At 65.4% G+C, this 18,272-nt stretch carries 19 protein-coding genes; 7 read left to right on the top strand and 12 right to left on the bottom strand.

The features are described 5' to 3' along the window. Positions 1 to 7: 7 nt before the first annotated feature. The 7 genes from pheS to hisN form a co-directional block, all read right to left on the bottom strand. A complete protein-coding gene (gene pheS, locus ACI3K3_RS07270; protein WP_404912938.1) occupies positions 8 to 1,105 on the bottom strand; it encodes a phenylalanine--tRNA ligase subunit alpha in 1,098 nt (365 codons plus the stop codon). A gap of 85 nt (positions 1,106 to 1,190) precedes the next feature. Beyond that, positions 1,191 to 2,033 (bottom strand): helix-turn-helix domain-containing protein, encoded by an 843-nt coding sequence (locus tag ACI3K3_RS07265; protein WP_404912937.1) that lies wholly within the window; start codon positions 2,031 to 2,033, stop codon positions 1,191 to 1,193. A 184-nt stretch (positions 2,034 to 2,217) separates the two neighbouring features. Further along, positions 2,218 to 2,580: a 50S ribosomal protein L20 gene (gene rplT / locus ACI3K3_RS07260; protein ID WP_132264618.1), complete on the bottom strand. Its 363-nt coding sequence runs from the start codon at positions 2,578 to 2,580 to the stop codon at positions 2,218 to 2,220. A 13-nt stretch (positions 2,581 to 2,593) separates the two neighbouring features. Beyond that, the gene (gene rpmI, locus ACI3K3_RS07255; RefSeq protein WP_021232722.1) at positions 2,594 to 2,797 is read right to left on the bottom strand and encodes a 50S ribosomal protein L35; all 204 of its coding nucleotides are present in this window, start codon (positions 2,795 to 2,797) and stop codon (positions 2,594 to 2,596) included. A gap of 180 nt (positions 2,798 to 2,977) precedes the next feature. Further along, positions 2,978 to 3,742, bottom strand: a complete 765-nt coding sequence (locus ACI3K3_RS07250; protein ID WP_404912936.1) for an SDR family oxidoreductase — start codon at positions 3,740 to 3,742, stop codon at positions 2,978 to 2,980. 10 nt (positions 3,743 to 3,752) lie between these two features. Further along, complete coding sequence (locus ACI3K3_RS07245; protein WP_404912935.1) at positions 3,753 to 4,187, bottom strand: gamma-glutamylcyclotransferase family protein; 435 nt, start codon at positions 4,185 to 4,187, stop codon at positions 3,753 to 3,755. 20 nt (positions 4,188 to 4,207) lie between these two features. After that, entirely contained in the window at positions 4,208 to 4,990 is a 783-nt protein-coding gene (gene hisN, locus ACI3K3_RS07240; RefSeq protein WP_404912934.1) for a histidinol-phosphatase, read from the bottom strand. 177 nt (positions 4,991 to 5,167) lie between these two features. Between hisN and ACI3K3_RS07235 the strand changes: the two genes are divergently transcribed. Continuing rightward, complete coding sequence (locus ACI3K3_RS07235) at positions 5,168 to 6,112, top strand: helix-turn-helix domain-containing protein (RefSeq protein ID WP_404912933.1); 945 nt, start codon at positions 5,168 to 5,170, stop codon at positions 6,110 to 6,112. A gap of 122 nt (positions 6,113 to 6,234) precedes the next feature. Here the strand turns inward: ACI3K3_RS07235 and ACI3K3_RS07230 are convergent, their stop codons facing one another. Continuing rightward, a complete protein-coding gene (locus ACI3K3_RS07230) occupies positions 6,235 to 7,170 on the bottom strand; it encodes a ribose-phosphate pyrophosphokinase (protein ID WP_021232726.1) in 936 nt (311 codons plus the stop codon). A gap of 203 nt (positions 7,171 to 7,373) precedes the next feature. Beyond that, positions 7,374 to 8,357: a class II fructose-bisphosphatase gene (gene glpX / locus ACI3K3_RS07225; protein ID WP_404912932.1), complete on the bottom strand. Its 984-nt coding sequence runs from the start codon at positions 8,355 to 8,357 to the stop codon at positions 7,374 to 7,376. 213 nt (positions 8,358 to 8,570) lie between these two features. Here glpX and ACI3K3_RS07220 point away from each other — a divergent pair, with 213 nt between their 5' ends. Then, entirely contained in the window at positions 8,571 to 8,912 is a 342-nt protein-coding gene (locus ACI3K3_RS07220; RefSeq protein WP_404912931.1) for a hypothetical protein, read from the top strand. Between the two features lie 52 nt (positions 8,913 to 8,964). On the opposite strand, the gene ACI3K3_RS07215 is transcribed toward ACI3K3_RS07220, so the two are convergent. Together ACI3K3_RS07215 and ACI3K3_RS07210 are read right to left on the bottom strand one after the other, a co-directional pair. Continuing rightward, positions 8,965 to 10,272 carry a homoserine dehydrogenase gene (locus tag ACI3K3_RS07215; RefSeq protein WP_404912930.1) on the bottom strand — a complete coding sequence of 436 codons (1,308 nt, stop codon included), beginning with the start codon at positions 10,270 to 10,272 and terminating at the stop codon, positions 8,965 to 8,967. Positions 10,273 to 10,351: 79 nt separating this feature from the next. Further along, positions 10,352 to 11,263 (bottom strand): hypothetical protein, encoded by a 912-nt coding sequence (locus tag ACI3K3_RS07210; RefSeq protein WP_404912929.1) that lies wholly within the window; start codon positions 11,261 to 11,263, stop codon positions 10,352 to 10,354. Between the two features lie 361 nt (positions 11,264 to 11,624). On the opposite strand from ACI3K3_RS07210, the gene ACI3K3_RS07205 reads away from it, so the two are divergent. The 4 genes from ACI3K3_RS07205 to ACI3K3_RS07190 all read left to right on the top strand — a co-directional run bounded on the left by ACI3K3_RS07205 (position 11,625) and on the right by ACI3K3_RS07190 (position 14,252). Continuing rightward, positions 11,625 to 12,296: an energy transducer TonB gene (locus ACI3K3_RS07205; RefSeq protein ID WP_404912928.1), complete on the top strand. Its 672-nt coding sequence runs from the start codon at positions 11,625 to 11,627 to the stop codon at positions 12,294 to 12,296. 71 nt (positions 12,297 to 12,367) lie between these two features. Next, entirely contained in the window at positions 12,368 to 13,141 is a 774-nt protein-coding gene (locus ACI3K3_RS07200) for a MotA/TolQ/ExbB proton channel family protein (protein WP_404912927.1), read from the top strand. A 118-nt stretch (positions 13,142 to 13,259) separates the two neighbouring features. Further along, positions 13,260 to 13,790 carry a biopolymer transporter ExbD gene (locus ACI3K3_RS07195; protein ID WP_313442275.1) on the top strand — a complete coding sequence of 177 codons (531 nt, stop codon included), beginning with the start codon at positions 13,260 to 13,262 and terminating at the stop codon, positions 13,788 to 13,790. 27 nt (positions 13,791 to 13,817) lie between these two features. Then, complete coding sequence (locus ACI3K3_RS07190; RefSeq protein ID WP_404912926.1) at positions 13,818 to 14,252, top strand: ExbD/TolR family protein; 435 nt, start codon at positions 13,818 to 13,820, stop codon at positions 14,250 to 14,252. 80 nt (positions 14,253 to 14,332) lie between these two features. Here ACI3K3_RS07190 and ACI3K3_RS07185 read toward each other — a convergent pair whose 3' ends face one another. Further along, the gene (locus ACI3K3_RS07185) at positions 14,333 to 16,819 is read right to left on the bottom strand and encodes a ligase-associated DNA damage response DEXH box helicase (protein ID WP_404912925.1); all 2,487 of its coding nucleotides are present in this window, start codon (positions 16,817 to 16,819) and stop codon (positions 14,333 to 14,335) included. Positions 16,820 to 16,965: 146 nt separating this feature from the next. On the opposite strand from ACI3K3_RS07185, the gene ACI3K3_RS07180 reads away from it, so the two are divergent. Further along, on the top strand, positions 16,966 to 18,258 hold the full coding sequence (locus ACI3K3_RS07180; RefSeq protein ID WP_404912924.1) for an MgtC/SapB family protein: 1,293 nt from the start codon (positions 16,966 to 16,968) through the stop codon (positions 18,256 to 18,258). Positions 18,259 to 18,272: the final 14 nt, after the last annotated feature.

Genomic DNA, 18,272 nt, shown 5'->3' with positions numbered 1-18,272 from the left:
CCCGCGCTCAAGCCGGAGTGCCAACGCCGCCCGAAAGGGTCGGCACGTCGAGGGCGGAGAAACCGTAGTGGGAGAGCCAGCGCACATCGCCGTCGAAGAAGGCGCGCAAGTCGTCCATGCCGTACTTCAGCATGGCAAGGCGATCGATGCCGATGCCGAAGGCAAAACCCTGCCATTCGTTCGGATCGAGCCCGGCGAATTCGATGACGCGGCGGTTGACCATGCCCGAGCCGAGCACTTCCATCCAGCCGCCCTCGCCCTTCGACGGATCGCCGCCGATCACGCGCTTGCCGTCGATCAGGGTGAAGCCGATGTCCGCCTCCACCGAGGGTTCGGTGAAAGGGAAATAGCTGGGGCGCAGGCGCAGGACGATGTCTTCACGCTCGAAGAATGCCTTCAGGAACGTTTCCAGCGTCCACTTCAGATGGCCGAGGTGGACGTCCTTGTCGATCACCAGGCCTTCGACCTGATGGAACATCGGCGTGTGGGTGGCGTCGCTGTCCGAACGGTAGACGCGGCCCGGCGCGATGATGCGCAGCGGCGCACCCTGCGCGAGCATCGTGCGCATCTGCACCGGCGAAGTGTGCGTGCGCAGCAGCATCTCGCGGTTCTGGGCATCGCGGTCCGGGAAGTAGAACGTATCGTGCATCGCGCGCGCCGGGTGGCTTTCCGGCATGTTGAGCGCGGTGAAATTGTGCCAGTCGTCCTCAATCTCCGGCCCGGTGGCGACCGAGAAGCCAAGGTCTGCGAAGATCTCGGCAATCTCGTCCATCACTTGCGAGATCGGGTGCACGGTGCCGCGCGGCGCTTCGGGCGCGGGCAGCGACAGGTCGATGGTCTCGGCGGCGAGGCGGGCGGTCAGCGCCGCCGTTTCCAGCGCGTCCTTGCGGGCGGTCAGCGCGTCGCTCACGCTTTCGCGCAGGCTGTGGATCTTCGGCCCTTCGACCTTGCGCGCTTCGGGATCGAGCTTGCCCAGCGTCTTCAGCAGGCCGGAGATCGAACCCTGCTTGCCCAGAAACTCTACACGCAGCGCCTCCAGCGTATCGAGATCGGATGCTTCCGCAATCCGCGAGAGCGCCTCCTGGCCGGTTGCTGCGTAGTCCACTGGTGGTCTGCCTGACTGTTGCTGATATCTGGAAGCGCGGTCCTTACGGGGACGGCGGCCAAATCGCAACGGCGGCAATCACCCTCTACACACGAAGACGGCGCGCGCGCTCGCGCATGACCTGCCCGGTCACCGGCTTCTCAAGCTGGGCATACTGGCGCGGCGTCATGCCCATGAAGGCGCGGAAATCACGGACGAACTGGGCCTGGTCGTGATAGGCCGCGTCGATCGCGCCGATCCACCTGCGCTTGGGATCCAGGGTGAACTGGTCGATGCTGCGCAGGAAGCGCTGGCGGCGCAGCAGCAGCTTGGGCGAGAACCCGAAAGCCGCGCGGCAGACCCGCTCGATGGTTCGCGAATGCGCGCCGACGTGCACCGCTAGATCGCTTGCCGAGCGTACTTCCGGGTCTGCCAAGGCCGCACAGATGGCGAGAATCATCGCCTCGTGCGGCACGGACCGCCGGGGCATGGCTTCCAGATAAGCGGTGAGCAGGTCGAGCTGGTCTCCGGGAGATTCATCCTGCCGCAGCAGATCGTAGAGCGGGCGAAAGCGCGTGAAGGCGTCGTCCGTATCGCCGTCTATCAAAGTATCGGCGTAGCGGTGGGCGGGAGCACCGACCAGCGCCGCCCAGCCCAGCGGCGTGAGGCGAAAGCCCCATTGCCGCGCGACGCCCATGGAAAACCGGACTTCCTGCGATCGCGGCCCGGCGATGGTGAACCTGCAACCCTCGATCGACGCGCCGTTGCGCATCGCCCCTTTCACGCTCGCTCCGAAATGAAAGCGGAAGCTGGCCCAATCGGGGGGCAGCACGTCGTGCAGACGCTCGCCGTCACCCAGATCGATTTCGCAATAGAACAGGGCCGAGACATAGTGATCGAGCCCCGAGGGTACGGGACAATACTGAATGATGACACGCCTTGCCGTCATCGCTGTCTATATCTTCCCCCAACGACGCCCCCTCGTCGGTCGTATCAGACTCGGGACGGAGGGCAAACGTTTACCGCACAACAAAAACGGGCGCGGGTGACTGACACCCACGCCCGTTTTTATTCGCGTGACCTGTTCAGTCCGGGGCTCAGGCCCCGGGCCTTACAAGTTCAGGTAGCGCAGTTCAGGCGGCCGGAATGGCGGCCTTCGCCTGAGCGACCACGGCCGAGAACACCGAACCCTCGTTCATGGCGAGGTCGGCCATCGACTTGCGGTCGAGTTCGATGCCGGCGAGCTTAACGCCATGCATGAACTGCGAGTAGGTCAGGCCTTCGGCGCGGACGGCAGCGTTGATACGCTGGATCCAGAGAGCGCGGAAGGTGCGCTTCTTGATCTTGCGGTCGCGGTAAGCGTACTGGCCGGCCTTTTCGACGGCCTGACGGGCAACGCGGATCGTGTTCTTGCGACGGCCGCGGTAACCCTTGGCCTGTTCCAGAAGACGCTTGTGCTTGGCGCGGGTGGTAACACCCCTCTTGATACGGCTCATAGGTCAGTACTCCTCAGTTGAGCCCGTAGGGCGCCCACTTCTTGATCGTCTTGGCATCGGCGTCGGAAATGACTTCGGTGCCGCGATTCTGGCGGATGTACTTGCCGTTATGGCTCATCAGGCGGTGGCGCTTGCCGGCTACGCCGTGCTTCACCTTGCCGGTGGCGGTGAGCTTGAAGCGCTTCTTCACACCGCTCTTGGTCTTCAGCTTGGGCATTTTCGTCTCCTTTCACAGGGACACGTCCGGTCAGCCATGGCAGCCCTTTTCGCCAGGCGGACGCGCGAATCTCTTTGGTAAAGACTCAACCGTGTCGATTGAAGGGCGCGCCTTTAGTGGGAGAACGCCCCGAGCGCAAGGCCAGAGTGCAAGGAAGCGACGTCGATCCGTCCTTGGCGCTCATTCGCCCGCGTAGATCATCCTGCGGATCATGCCGCCATCCACGACGATCTGCTGGCCGGTAACGAAGCCGGCCCCCTCGCCTGCCAGCCACTTCACGGTGGCAGCGATATCTTCCACCGTGCCGACGCGGCCCACGGGATGCTGGGCGCGGTCCTCCGCCGAGTGATTCGGCTCATGGCGTTTAGCGACCTTCTGCCAAGGCCCGGTCTCGATCCAGCCGGGAAGTACGGCATTGACCCGGATCTCCGGCCCCAAGCCCACCGCCATCGCATGGGTCAGGGCGCAAAGCCCGCCCTTGGACGCCGCATAAGCGTAAGTATGCGGTTCCGATTGCAGGGCCCTGGTCGAGGCGATGTGAACCACGGCTGCGGGGGCGGCGGCCCGCAACAGCGGCAGGGCCTCCCGCGTGCAGAGGAAGGCTGCGGTAAGGCTCGAATCCATCCAGCCCTGCCACGCTTCCAGGGCCAGGTCTTCCAGCGGACCCGACACCGGATCGGCAATCCCGGCATTGTTGACTAGCAGATGCGCCGCATCGGTCCAGGCGCAGATGCGCGCGAAGGCGGCGCGGACGTCCTTCTCCTTACCGACGTCGCATTTCAGGGGCAGGAAGCGGTCTTCCGGCAGCAGCGCGGCCAGTTCCTCCAGCGCCTCGCCATCGAGGTCCAGCGCCGCAACCCGCCAGCCCAGTCCTGCGAAATGGACCACCAGCCCTCGCCCGATCCCCGCACCGCCGCCGGTCACGATCGCCGTTCTCTCGCTCATCGTCGTCTCCTCATGCCCCGTTACGCGGCGTGGTGAAGGCTTGTCGCCCCGTCTGTTCCAGCCAGGAGAGGTAGTCGCCGGACGGGATCGGCAGCGCCGCTTGCGGCATGGCGATTCGCCAGAGGTATACTTGCGCCCGCACTCGCCGTCCGGTCACGGTGCGGACGGTCACGGTCGTGCGGCGATATTCGCGGCCCTCGTAGCGGTCGAGCAGGGCAAGATCGCCGGGCCGCAGCACCAGCTCGCATAGCGTGCCGCTTACCCGCACACCGGATTTAGCGGGGACAAGCGCCGGAAACCAGCCATTGCCGCCCGGAACGGCATGGATCCGGCCTGCCGCTTCGGCCGCTTCGGCGGACGTCATCCGGGCTTTCACCCAGCCGCCCATTCCGGTGCCCGCGTGCGGTTGAAGCGTCCCGTAGACGAACAGGCGCAGCTTGCGCACAGCAGGCCCCGAAGCCAACCTCAGTGGCCGCAGACCAGCGCCTCGATCACGTCTTCGAGGCGGGCCGGGTCGCCGATCGCCAGGACATGGCCATCGGACTGGGCATGGAGGGGCTCTCCGTTCCAGTCGCACATCGTGCCGCCGGCGCCCTCCACCACCGGGACCAGCGCGGCCCAGTCGTGCAGCTTCAGCCCCGCCTCGCAGACGACATCGAGATGGCCGCTGGCAAGCAGGCCGTAGTTGTAGCAGTCGCCACCCATGACCATGCGCTTGTGGTCCGTCTTCGCGGCCAGCGCCATGAAGTGCTCGCCCTGGTGGTCGTCGAAATAGTGCGGGCCGGTCGTGGCCAGCATCGCCTGGGACAGTTCGCGGCAGGGGCGCGTGCGTACTTCCCGGCCGTTGAAGGTGGTGGGAAAGCCGCTGGCACCGACCCAGCGCTCACCCAGGATCGGTTGGTCGATGATCCCCAGCACCGGCCAACCGTCCACCAGCAGCGCGATGAGGGTGCCGAAGATCGGGCGACCGGCGATGAACGAAACGGTGCCGTCGATCGGATCGAGCACCCAGGTGCGGCGCGACGTTCCTTCGTCGCTGCCGAATTCTTCCCCGATGATCCCGTCCTGCGGGACTTCCGCCTTGAGGATGCGGCGTATCGCTTCCTCCCCCGCGCGGTCGGCTACCGTCACTGGAGAGGCATCGCCCTTTATCTCCACCCCCACGCCAGAGCGGAAATGCGGTCGGATGGCATCGCCCGCAGCATCGGCAAGGCGCAGGGCGAGGGCAATGTCGTTGTCCAGCTTCATGCCCCTGCTCTGCCCGCCCCGGCGACGGCCGGTCAAGCGATCATCGAAAAATCCCTCGATCCGGCGGAAAATCGCGCCTGTGGAAGACCACTATGGGTTTCTCCCACATTGCGGCCGATCCGGCCTCCTCCTATCCGAAGACGGGGCCGAAACGGAACGCATCACGAAAGCAGGAGCATGTACCATAAAGTACGGCCGGCCATCGATCACGCGATCGCACCGGAACAGGGCGTTACCAGGGGAGGCCAGCCTCTCAGCTACAACCGCGCACCCGCGCCGGAGCTGGCGCCCTGGGTAGCAGGGCTCTACGCCACCAAGGTGGCCGCACCCGCGGACTATACGCTCCAGTGCGGGCTCTTCAGCGACGCGGCGTTTCTGCGCGTCCAGCTTGCCGGGCTTTGGGAGGCCGAGACAGCCGCCGGACGGATCGAGGCGGGCAATGCGGCGATGTTCTTCGGCCCGCACTCGCGGCACATGCCGATCCGCGTCACCGGCAGCTTCATCAGCGTCGGCATCGCCTTCCGTCCGGGAGCATGCACGGCCCTGCGCGGGCCGCGCATCGGAGATCACCTGGACCGCCTGGTGCCGACAGACGTGATCGCCATGCCCTCCGATGAAATCCTGGCCCGGCTCGAACCCCATGCCGAGCCGGAGGAATGGCTGCTTGTCCTGGAGGCGATGGTCCGCCAGCGAATCGAGGCTATCGGCGCCCCGGTGCCCGACCCGGTCAGCGCGCGCTTCGAAGAGATCAGCTATCGCGATCCCGGCATGACAATCGCGGATGCGGCCATCGTCTGCGGCGTCGAGCGGCGCAAGCTGGAGCGTGTGGTCAACCGGGATTTCGGGATGGCCCCCAAGCAGGTGCTGCGCCGCGCCCGCGCGCTGGACATGGCCAGCTACCTGCGGGGCGTCGCCGACCGGAACGAGGCCGACGAGATGGCGCTGCGCTACTACGACGAAAGCCATCTGATCCACGAATTCCAGGAACTGTTCGGAATGTCGCCGCGCCAACTGGCGCGAACGCCGCAGCCGATCCTCACCCTGACGCTGGAAATGCGCCAGGCGCGGCGGCTGGAAGCGCTGCACCGCCTGGAGCCCGGGCAGATCCGTCCCTGGGAGTGACGCGAACGCATTGCCCGGTCAGAGCGGAAAAGTTCCACATGAAACAAAAAGGCGCGCCCTTCCCCAAGGGCGCGCCTTCATGGTCTGCGGACTGACCGGATCGTGCCGGATCAGCGGCTCGATCAGTCGAACAGGCTGGAGACCGAGCTTTCGTCGGCGATGCGGCGGATGGCCTCGCCGATCAGGGGCGCGATCGTCAAAATGCGGATCTTGTCGGACTGCTGCGCCGCTTCGGTGGCCTGGATCGAATCGGTGATCACCAGTTCCTTCAGCGCCGAGTTGGTCACGCGCGAAACCGCCGCGCCGGAAAGCACGCCGTGAGTGATGTAGGCGGTGACGCTGGTGGCGCCCTCGTCCATCAGCGCCTGCGCGGCGTTGCACAGGGTGCCGCCCGAATCGATGATGTCGTCGATCAGGATGCAGGCGCGGCCCTTCACGTCACCGATGATGTTCATGACTTCGGACTGGCCGGGCTTGTCGCGGCGCTTGTCGACGATCGAGAGCGGCGCATTGTCTAGGCGCTTGGCCAGCGCGCGGGCGCGCACCACGCCGCCGACGTCGGGCGAGACGACCATGAGCGACTGGTCGCCGTAGCGCGCCTGGATGTCGGCCGCCATGACCGGTGCGGCGAACAGGTTGTCAGTCGGGATATCGAAGAAGCCCTGGATCTGGCCCGCGTGCAGATCGACCGAGAGGACGCGGTCAGCGCCGGCTTCGGTCAGCAGGTTGGCCACGAGCTTCGCCGAGATCGGCGTGCGCGGTCCCGGCTTGCGGTCCTGGCGGGCGTAGCCGAAGTAGGGGATGACGGCCGTGATGCGCTTGGCCGAGGCGCGCCGCAGCGCGTCGATGCCGATCAGCAGCTCCATCAGGTTGTCGTTCACCGGGTAGCTGGTGGGCTGGACGATGAAGACGTCCTCACCGCGCACGTTCTCGTGGATTTCGACGAAGATCTCCTCGTCGGCGAAGCGGCGCACGGCCGCATCGGTGAGCGGCAGCTCAAGATATCCCGCGATCGCACGTGCGAGCGGAAGGTTGCTGTTGCCGGACATGATCTTCATTGCGAATCCCCGAGACGGCTTGTGGTGATGGGTTAGGCTGGACGCGGACGCCTCTAGCCATGAGTCATCGGATTGCAACAGAAAGCGTCCGCCGTAACCGTGACGCCGATGCGAAACGCCCAGTCCCGGAACGCCTGCCGCCGGCCATTTTCATGGCCAAGTCCCTGAAACGAAAAGGCAAGTCCTGAAACGAGCATGGCAGCTTACCGCCCCCGATGCTCGCCCTTGATCCAGCGCACCGTGCCGGAGCTGGCGCGCATGACCACGCTTTCGGTCGTCATCTTGCCGCCCTTGAGCCGCTTGACCCCGGACAGCAACGAACCGTCGGTCACCCCGGTGGCCGCGAAGATGCAGTCCCCCTTGGCGAGATCCTTGAGCGTGTAGATCTTTTCCAGATCCTTGATGCCCCACTTGCGGGCGCGGCTGCGCTCGTCCTCGTTGCGGAACAGCAGGCGGCCCTGGATCTGGCCGCCCACGCAGCGCAGCGCCGCCGCCGCGAGCACGCCTTCCGGCGCACCGCCCGAGCCCATGTAGATATCGATCGTGGTCTCTTCGTCGGTCACCGCGATCACGCCCGCCACGTCGCCATCGGGGATCAGGTGGATGCCGCAGCCGATTTCGCGCAGTTCTTCGATGAGATCGGCATGGCGCGGACGGTCGAGCACGCAGACGATGATCTCGTCAGGACGAACGCCTTTTGCGGCAGCCACGGCGGCCACGTTCTCGGTCGGCGTCCGGTTGAGATCGATCACGCCCTCGGGATAGCCGGGGCCGACCGCCAGCTTCTCCATGTAGACGTCCGGCGCGTTCAGCAGGCAGCCTTCCTCGGCGGCGGCCAGCACGGCCAGCGCATTGGGGCCTGCCTTGGCGGTGATCGTGGTGCCTTCCAGCGGATCGAGCGCGATGTCGATCTTGGGACCGCTACCCGGCGCCCCGCCCACCTTCTCGCCGATGAAGAGCATCGGCGCCTCGTCGCGCTCTCCTTCGCCGATCACGACGGTGCCATCCATGTAAAGCGTATCGAAGGCCTTGCGCATCGCCTCGACTGCGGCATGGTCTGCCGCCTTCTCGTCTCCGCGCCCGACCAGCCGCGAGGCGGCGATGGCCGCCGCTTCGGTAACGCGGACCATTTCGAGCACGAGAACACGGTCGAGAACTTTACTTGCAGGCGTCTTGTTTTCAGGCATGTTCACTCCGGATTAATCCGAGGAGGAAAGGTTCTGGGAGCGGCTTAGACAGAGGATTTTCAATTGTCGAGAAGTGGGCGGATCCTGTTCGCAATCGCATTACTAGCCCCCGCTCCGGCGATTGCCCAGCCTTCCGGCGGGGCCTCTCCGAGTACGGCGAATACTACGGGAAGCGGGGCGGTTTCGGAAGAAGACCGGGCGATCGCCCAACGCATGATGTCGGGTGGCGGCACGGTGGTGCCGGAAACCTCGCGGCAGAAATGCCTGCGGGACACACGCAACGCCAAGCCGGGAGAAATCGTGGTCTGCGCGCCTGACGAGGACAAGTATCGCGCCCAGTCGACCTCGCAGGAAGATCCCCTGTCGGACCAGGCGCTGAACGACGGCAGGCTGACGCCGCCGGACGTCGCCGGCAACGGCATCTTCAAGGGCAAGGCCACGGCCACCTTCGGCAAAGTGGAAAAGCCCTACCTGATCGACCTTTCCGCCATCCCAGAGGCTCCTGCCGGCTCGGACGCCGACAAGGTCGCCAAGGGCGAAATGCGCGCCCACTGAGCGACGAATCGGAGCACAATGAAAAGCGGGCGCCCATCGGCGCCCGCTTCGATCAACCTTCGATGATCTGCATCACCAGCGGCCGGGCGGCGAGGCTGTCCGATCCGTCGAGAATGCGCAGCGCCTCGGTCACGGCCGATTCGGGGCCTTCGTGGGTGACGATCGCCAGGATCACTTCACCGCTCTGCGCGCCCTCGCCCTTCTGGATCATGCTGGCGATCGAAACGCCGGCATCGCGCATGGCAGCGGTGATGTCCGCCAGCACGCCGGGGCGGTCCGGCACCGTGAAGCGGATATAGCTGCGGCCGCGACGATGGCCGGTTTCGGCCGGCTCCATCGCTTCCAGTTCATGCGCTGGCATCGAGAAGGCCGCGCCTTTCTCTCCGCGCGCGATGTCGATGATGTCGGCCACCACCGCGCTTGCCGTCGGGCCGTCGCCCGCACCGGCGCCCTGGAACAGCAGCCTGCCCATGAAATTGCCTTCGGCCACGACGGCATTGGTCGCGCCGTCGACGTGGGCCAGCGGATGATCGATCGGCACGAGATGCGGATGCACGCGCTGGAACAGGCGGGCACTGCCGCTGGTGCGGTCGATCTCGCCCATGCCCAGCAAGCGGATGACGTAGCCCAGCGAGCGGGCCTGTTCGATATCCGCCGCCTTCACGCGAGAAATGCCGGTGGTTTCCACGGCATCGAAGCGCAGGCGCGAGCCGAAGGCGATGGCGGCGAGAATCGAGAGCTTGTGCCCGGCATCGATGCCCTCGACGTCGAAGGTCGGGTCCGCCTCGGCATAGCCCAGGCGCTGCGCCTCCGCGAGAACGTCGCCGAAATCGCGCCCGGTGTCCTCCATGGTGGAGAGGATGTAGTTGCAGGTGCCGTTGAGGATGCCGTAGACCCGCTCGATGGCGTTGGCGGCAGCGCCCTCGCTCAACCCCTTGATGACCGGGATGCCGCCTGCCACGGCCGCCTCGAACTTGAGCGCCACGCCCGCCTTCTCGGCTGCCGACGCAAGCTCCAGACCGTGATGGGCGATCATGGCCTTGTTGGCGGTGACCAGACCCTTGCCCTGCCCGATGGCGTTGCGTGCGAGGGCCAGCGCCGGGCCGTCCGAACCGCCCACCATCTCCACGACCACGTCCACGTCGGCACGCGCCGCCAGCGCGGCCGGATCGTCTTCCCAGTCGTAGCGGGAAAGGTCCACGCCGCGATCCTTGGTCCGATCGCGCGCGCTGACGGCGGCGATGCGGATCGGGCGCCGCGCGCGGCGGGCAATGAGTTCGGCATTGGTCTCGATGAGACGGACAACGCCCGTTCCTACGGTGCCGAGACCGGCCAGCGCAATATTCAGCGGTTCAACCATGGACTACCCTTTCGGGTCCGGGCCCTAGGGTAGCCCACGGCGAAATTCCAGTACCTTCGCGTCTCGTCCCCGCGAAACTTCAACCGGCGGTTTTGGCGCCCTGGTTGAGGGTTCGACGACATTCGCCCAGTTCGCCGATCACCATGCGGTAATCGGACGCCGCCTGTCGGCGCTGCTCGACGCCTTCGGCTACATTGGTACCGGGCGGGGGATTGTTCGGCAGGAAGCATGCCAGACGATACCATTCGACGGTCTCGGGCCGCGGCGGATTGCCGATGTCGGCGACCAGTTCGGAGAACGAAACCCCCCAGGCCGCTGGCGAGCCAGGCTCATGGTGCACGGTGATCGAGGCCGCCGAGCCATCCTTGGTGTTGAGGAATATTTGCGTTTCGCCCTGACCCGCCAGGTTGCCGGGCACGTACATCAGTTCCCGCACGCCGGTGATCTTGACCGGAGCATCGCCGGACAGCAGCGTCTTCAGGATGCCGCGAACGCGCGCCTCGGCCTGCTCGCTCCAGAGCTGCTGCGCGGTGGGCGTCACCAGTTGAAGCTCCCCCGGTCGGCCGGGCACGGCGCGTGCAAACAGCAGCACGTCCTGCTTCTTGAGCTTGGGCGCCTTGCCCTTGGCATCGAGTGGAAGGTCGACAAGGTAGGCAAACGATTCGCCGATCGGCGCCTTGCCCGCGATCAGCGCCAGGGTCTGCGCGTTGACGTAGAACCGCGCCATTCCCGGAGCCAGCCCCGGCGCGCGCTCATCCTCGACGCGTGCCATCTTTTTTATCTGCGCCTTGACCACCAGTCCTGCCGATTCGGACAGGTCGGCAATATCCGCGAATGTCGGACCCTCTTCCTGGCCTGCCACATTGCCACCGGTTACCCCCCCTGCTGACCCCTGGGCGAGGACCGGAACCGCCTGCACGGCCAGCGCAACCCCCGCCAGTTTCGCGACAAGTCCCAGATTCGCGACAAGTCGATGCAGTTTCGATGACATGGGGGAGACTCTCCGTGGAAAAACGCCAGCCTATAGCGGCTTCTGGGGGCTGCGACAAAATCCCCCTTTTCCGATTGGAACTTATCCGCCCTGAATTGACCGTTAACCGTTGACGTGCCGATAAGGCGTTGCACACATGCAACTGTCGGGCTAAGGAAACTCGCAAATTGGGGCTAAAAAAAGATAAAGCCCCACGGTTCGCCTCCCGTCAAAAGTTTACGGATGGGCTGATCGTCAGCCGTCAGGGTGGGTAATTTGGAGTTTCGTCATGGACCCTTCCTTCGGGCGGGGGCCATGGACGCCCTTGGACTTGTCCGGCTTTGGTCTTGTCCGGGGCTTGGTAATGGAGTGATGCGTTTGAATGGCTTACGCTGACCAGCAAATGAGCGGTAACAAGATTACCGCGCTTGTCATTGTTGCGCTGATCCACGTCTTTGTAGGCTATGCGCTCGTCACGGGCCTGGCCTACCAGGCTGCGCAACAGGTCATCAAGAAGGTGACCACAGTCGACATCAAGGAAGAACAACCGAAGGAGGAAGAGCCGCCGCCGCCGCCGCCGAAGCAGGAAGAAGCTCCGCCGCCGCCGATCGTCGCGCCTCCGCCGCCGATCAATATTGCCCCGGCTCCCCCGCCGGTGCAGACCGTGGTGACGGCTCCGCCGCCGCCGCCGGTGGTGATTACGACTGCAGCTCCGCCGGCTCCGCCGGCTCCGGCCCCGGCACCCCCGGGTCCGTCCAAGGCACGCGGCGCTTCGCCGAAGGGCCAGGGAAGCTGGGCAGCCCGAATCCAGGCAAATTATCCGACCCGCGCCGCTCGTGAAGAGCGTGAAGGCCGTGTCGGTGTGCGCGTCGGGATCGGTCCGGACGGCAAGGTCACGGCGTGCTCGGTCACGACGTCGAGCGGAAGCCCGGATCTGGATGAGGCAGCCTGTGACGGCATGAGCCGCTATGCGCGATTCAACCCCGCGCTGGACGATGCCGGCAACCCGACGAGCGGCCAGTTCACGACGGCCATCGTCTACAAGCTGAACTAACTCCTTTTAGGCTGTTGAGGCCCACACCCGGCCGGAAACAGAACCTGCATTCTTCTTGAGAGGTAAATCGCATGCTTATCGTTGATATCCTTGCCGCCGCAGGTGAAGCTGCGCCGCAGAACAAGTTCGGCTTCATGGAAGCTCTCGAAGCCGGTGGCTTCATCTCGTATGCCACCGTGATCATCATGGGCATCATGTCGTTCGGCTCGTTCTACATCCTGTTCACCAAGTGGTTCGAACAGTCGAAGATCATGCGCCAGTACGGCGTCGTCCGCTCGACCTTCTGGAAGGCCCCCACCCTGCGTGAAGGCGCCGCCAAGCTCGAGAAGAACAGCGCATGGCGCCAGCTCGTCGACGACGGCATCGCCGCTGAAGACCAGCACGCCAAGATGACCGACTCGCTCGAAGCCCACGACTGGATGCACGCTTCGCTCGCTCGCTCGGAAGCCTCGATCAACGCTCGCCTCGCTTCGGGCCTGCCGTTCCTCGCCACCGTCGGCGCGACCGCACCGTTCATCGGTCTGTTCGGTACCGTCGTCGGCATCTACCGCGCCCTGATCGCCATCGGCATCGCCGGTTCGGCTTCGATCGACAAGGTTGCCGGCCCCGTCGGTGAATCGCTGATCATGACCGCTCTCGGTCTGATCGTGGCTGTTCCCGCCGTTCTCGCCTACAACTACCTCCAGAGCCGCAACAAGCGCATCGCTGAAGACCTGACCGGTTTCTCGGCTGACGTTCTCGCGAACATCAACTCGAAGGGCGCCGTGAAGCCCGTCGTTGCCGCTGCCTCCGTCAAGCCCGCCGCCGCTCCGGCCAAGCCGGCTGCTGCTCCGGCCAAGCCGTAAGCAGCACGGGGCGCGCCGGGTCGCCATGCGGCCAGGCGGGCTCCAGGGAACCAGGCGGCGGTGCGTAGCATGCGCGTCCGCCGCCTGCCCAGGGCAACGCAAGGATTAGGATAAGACTATGGCGATATCCTCGGGCGGAGGCGGTGCCGAGACACCGATGTCCGACATCAACACGACGCCGCTCGTCGACGTCATGCTGGTGCTTCTGATCATCTTCCTGATCGCGGTTCCGGTTGCGATCCAGACGATCGAAAAGCTGAAGATCCCGGTCATCGAAGCCGTCGAATCGAAGGACAAGGTCGAAAACCTTCTCCTCACCGTTTCGACCACTGACGATGCGGGCAAGGCAGCGGGTGAACCCGGTTACGTCGGCGCTTCGCGTAACGGCGAATGCCGCGTCTACTTCAACAACATCACGCCGGTGACCTCGCAGGAACTGCGCGACCAGGCTTTCAAGCGTCTCGATAACATCGTGAAGCGCGAAGGCGGCCCGGAAGCCCTTCAGGCGAACCCCGAACTCGTGCCGCAGGTCCACATCCGTGGTGACGTCAACGCCCCGTGGCGCTGCGTTGCCGGTGCGATCTACAACGTCCAGATCTCGGGCTATCCGACGGTTGGTTTCATCACCAACCCGGTCGACCCGACCTGACGTCGGCAGGAACAGGAGTAACTTTCCATGGCAATGTCAGGCGGCAAGGAAAATGGCGAGCCGATGATGGAAATGAACACGACGCCGTTGATCGACGTCATGCTCGTTCTCCTCATCATGTTCATCATCACCATCCCGGTTGCGACCCACTCGATCGACATCGATCTTCCGGTTGCAACCCCTCCGACGAACACGCCGCCCCCGGTCGATCCGATCCGCAACAAGGTGGTTCTCACCGCGGATGAGAAGATCCTCTGGAACGGCACTCAGGTCGACGGTCCGGGGCTCGCGAACCTGCTCAAGCAGTCGCTCAGCTACCCGGTCGAGCCGGAGCTGCAGTATCAGCCCGAGCCCAACGCCAGCTACGATCTCTCGGCCCAGGTGCTGCAGGTGATCAAGGCGGCGCAGGTCACGAAGTTCGGCTTCGTCGGCAACGAACAGTTCCGCGACTTCGGCAAGTAAGCCGAACACCGGAACCGGTCTCTCAAGGACCAATCAAGGGGCGGAGTAATCCGCCCCTTTTTTGTTGCCCCGTCCCTTCGCTATTCGCTTTCCGGCTCGACCTCGGGGTCTACCCGCATCGCCATCGAGGCCAGGCTTTCCGCCTCCACCAGCAAGTCCTCGTCCGCGGAACCGGACGGCAGAGACTCCCGGCCGATCATCGAAATCGCCGGAACCGACAACGGGCTGATCCGGTCAAGCAGGACATGGTCCACTTCGCGAGCGGCGCGGTCCAGCACGTCCGCCACACGGGCGACATCGGTCATCCGCGCACGCGCATCGGCCCAAGCCGCCTCGATCAGCAGATGATCCGGCTCGTACTTGCGCAGCACGTCGTAAATAAGGTCGGTCGAGAACGTGACCTGCCGTCCCGACTTGCGCTTGCCGGGCTGCTGCCTTTCCACCAGGCCTGAAATCACCGCGACTTCCCGGAAGGCGCGGCGCAGAAGGTAGGACTGCTGCACCCAATCCACAAACTCGTGCGTCAGGATATCGGGAGACAGCAGCACTGCGGGATCTTCGGCCGGCTTCAGGCCCCAGACCACCAGCGAATAGTCGGTCGCCACGAAGCCGAGTGGCCCCAGCCCGCGATCCTCCATGCGGCGGGTGACCAGCATGCCCAGCGACTGGTTCGCCGGCCACCCCTCGAACGTGTAGTACGTGGTATAGGCCCTGCCGTGGTGCGGGAAGCTTTCCACCAGCAAGCGTCCTGGCGCGGGAAGGTGCGAACGCCAGTCCTGCACTTCCAGCCACTCGCGGACATCGTCGGGGAATCGGGACCATCCGGCGCGGTCGAACAGCATGGATCGTACCCGATCGGCCAGATGGGTCGAGATCGGCATGCGCTGGCCCATGTAGCTCGGGATCGTCGCCGATCGTTTGGCGGCGCGCACGACCAGCTCCAGTTCGCGCATCGCCTCGACTTCCAGATCCATGCCGGCGAAGCGGAACGTGTCGCCCGGCTTCAGGCTGGCGCCGAAGCCTTCCTCGACTTTCCCCAGCGAACGGCCATTGCGGAAGCGCACGTCGAGCATTTCGGCATCGACGATGATGCCCGCGTTAAGGCGATGGCGAGCGGCATGTTCCGGGTGCGTCAGCCGCCAAGTGCCGTCCCGCTCACGCACGATCCGCCGAAAGCGATCGTAGGAGCGCAAGGCGTAGCCTCCGGTCGCCACGAAATCGAGCACGCGGGCGAACACCGTTTCATCCACCCAGGCATAAGCCAGCGAGGATCGGACTTCCAAAAGCAAATCCTCCTCGCGGAACGGCTGCGAGCAGGCCATCGCCATGACGTGCTGGGCCAGCACGTCCAGCCCGCCGGGCCGGAAGGGCTCGCCATCGCGCTGGCCTTCATGCACCGCCTCCTGCGCCGCGAAGGCTTCCAGGAACTCGAAGCGGTTGCCGGGCACCAGCAGGGCCTTGCTCGGCTGGTCGAGCCGGTGGTTCGCCCGACCGATCCGCTGGAGCAGGCGGGACGAGCCTTTCGGCGCCCCCATTTGCACCACCAGATCGATGTCACCCCAGTCCACGCCGAGATCGAGGCTGGCAGTGCAAACGAGCGCGCGCAGCCGCCCCTCGGCCATGGCCCCTTCCACCTTGCGCCGCGCTTCCTTGGAGAGCGAGCCGTGGTGGATGCCGATAGGCAGGTTCTCCTCGTTGGCGTCCCACAGCTCCTGGAAGATATATTCGGCCAGAAACCGCGTGTTGGTGAAGATCAGCGTCGTGCGGTGCGCCCTCACCTGCTCAATCAACTGGGGGATCGCCCATGTCGCCGCATGGCCGCTCCAGGGGATGCGCTCTTCTTGCGGCAACAAAATGGACACTTCCGGTTCCGCGCCCGCTTCGCCTTCCACGAGGGCGACGGAATCGATCTCTCCCCAGGGCGCCAGCCAGCCGCGAAAGGCATCGGGATCGGCAAGGGTGGCGGACAGACCGGCCCGCTGTAGCTGCGGCGAAAGGGCCTGGAGGCGCGAGAGTGCCAAGGCCAGCAGATCGCCCCGCTTGCCAGTGGCGAAAGCGTGGATCTCATCGATCACAACGCGGCGGAGGCCCGCGAACAGCGTCGGAGCCTCGGGATAACTGAGCAGGAGAGAGAGCGATTCCGGCGTCGTCAGCAGCACGTGCGGAGGCTTCGCGCGCTGGCGGGCCTTGCGGTCGGACGGTGTGTCGCCGCTGCGCGTTTCGATCCGGATCGGCAGGCCCATCTCCTCCACCGGCGTAAGGAGGTTGCGCTGGACGTCGTGGGCCAGTGCCTTGAGCGGCGAGACATAGAGCGTGTGCAAGCCCTCTGGAACAGGCCCGTCGCCCAGCCGCGAGGGGCAGAACCGGGCCAAGGTGGGGAGGAACCCCGCAAGGGTCTTCCCCGCCCCCGTATCCGCCACCAGCAGCGCATGGAGGCCGCGATCGGAGGCGGCCAGCATCTCGGCCTGGTGCCGTCGCACGCGCCAGTCGCGCCCGGCGAACCAGGCTGCGAGTTCCGGGGGGATGGCCGGGTCAGAATCCGGGCCGGACATCGGGACGTCATTCATGAAGTCGATCTCGGCACCATTTCGCTCGGGATGCTGCGGCTAGTTCCCGTTGAAGCACGGGCCCATGAAGCAGGAAAGCCCGAGCAGGCAAACCGGTTGCGCCATTCTTCTTGCGTACTTGCCTGCCTTCGCGGATGTTCTTGCCGTTGCCTGGCACGCGAGGGACGATGCAGACCGATCTCGATCTCGGACATTTGGTCGCCCTTGGAGTCAGCCTGGCGCTGGGGTTGCTGGTCGGGCTCCAACGCGGCTGGGCCCGGCGCGAACAGGCCGAGGGGTCGCGTTTCGCAGGCATTCGCACATTCGCGCTGATGGGGCTTGCGGGCGGGCTCTCCGGCGTTCTCCTGGCCCCCGCGCCCGGTGCCGCAACCGTGCTGCTGGCAGCGGCCGGTGTGCTGGTGATCGTCGGCTACTGGCGCGATGCCAGCCTCAACGACAGCGTCAGCGGCACTTCCGGAATGGTTGCGCTGCTGACCCTTGCCAGCGGCCTGCTGGTGGGGATGGGAGAGCGCCTGATCGGCACCGCCGTCGCCGTGGTCATGGTTCTGCTGCTGGCGATGCGCGAGCAGCTTCACGACTGGATCGACAGGCTGAGCCGCCGCGAGGTGCTCTCGATCGCGCGCTTCGCCTTGATCGCGCTGGTGATCCTGCCGCTGCTGCCCAATGAGGACTTCGGGCCGTACGGTGCGTGGAACCCCCGGAAACTCTGGCTGATCGTGGTGCTGGTCTCGGGCTTCTCCTTCGCCGGCTATTTCGCAACCCGGATTGTCGGCGCCGCGCGCGGAGTCATCGCCACCGCCGCGGCAGGCGCGCTGGTGTCCTCCACCGCCGTTACCGCCTCGCTCGCCAACCGCCTGAAGGAAGGGGCGATCCCTGCACCGGTGCTGGCCTCGGCCATCTCGGTTTCCTCGGTGGTCATGTTCCTGCGCGTCATGGTCCTCACCGGATTGCTGGCGCCGCCCGCGCTGCCGATGCTGGTGAAGCTGGTGGCGCCGGGCCTGGTCGTCAGCCTCGGCTTCGCGGCATGGCATCTGCATCGCACGCGTCAGGTGGAAGTGGGAGACACCAGTCACGAAATGACGATTCGCAACCCGTTCGACATCGCACCGGCCTTGATGCTGACGGGCCTGGTCATGGTGCTTACGGTGGCCTCGCTCTGGGTGCTGGAGAATTTCGGGAATCGCGGCCTCGCGCTGGTGCTGGCGATTTCGGGAACGGTGGACGTCGATTCCGCGATCATCACCATGGGCGGCCTGGCAGGCCGGACGCTCGATCCCCGCACCGCCGGACTGGTGCTGGCCGTTCCGGTCGCGCTCAATACGCTGTTCAAGGCAGGCGTCGTCGCCAGCGTCGCGGGTCCGAGGAAGGGCCGCGATGGTGTGATCCCGCTGGCCGCCAGCGCCGTGGCAGTCGGGCTGGCCTGGCTCGCGCTCCGTTAGAGCATTTTCCGAGT

The organism is Novosphingobium sp. ZW T3_23, assembly GCF_044987305.1.
In the GTDB taxonomy this organism is placed as follows: domain Bacteria; phylum Pseudomonadota; class Alphaproteobacteria; order Sphingomonadales; family Sphingomonadaceae; genus Novosphingobium.
Note: the sequence above shows the minus strand (reverse complement) of the source record. Positions and strands in the feature narration are given on the sequence as shown.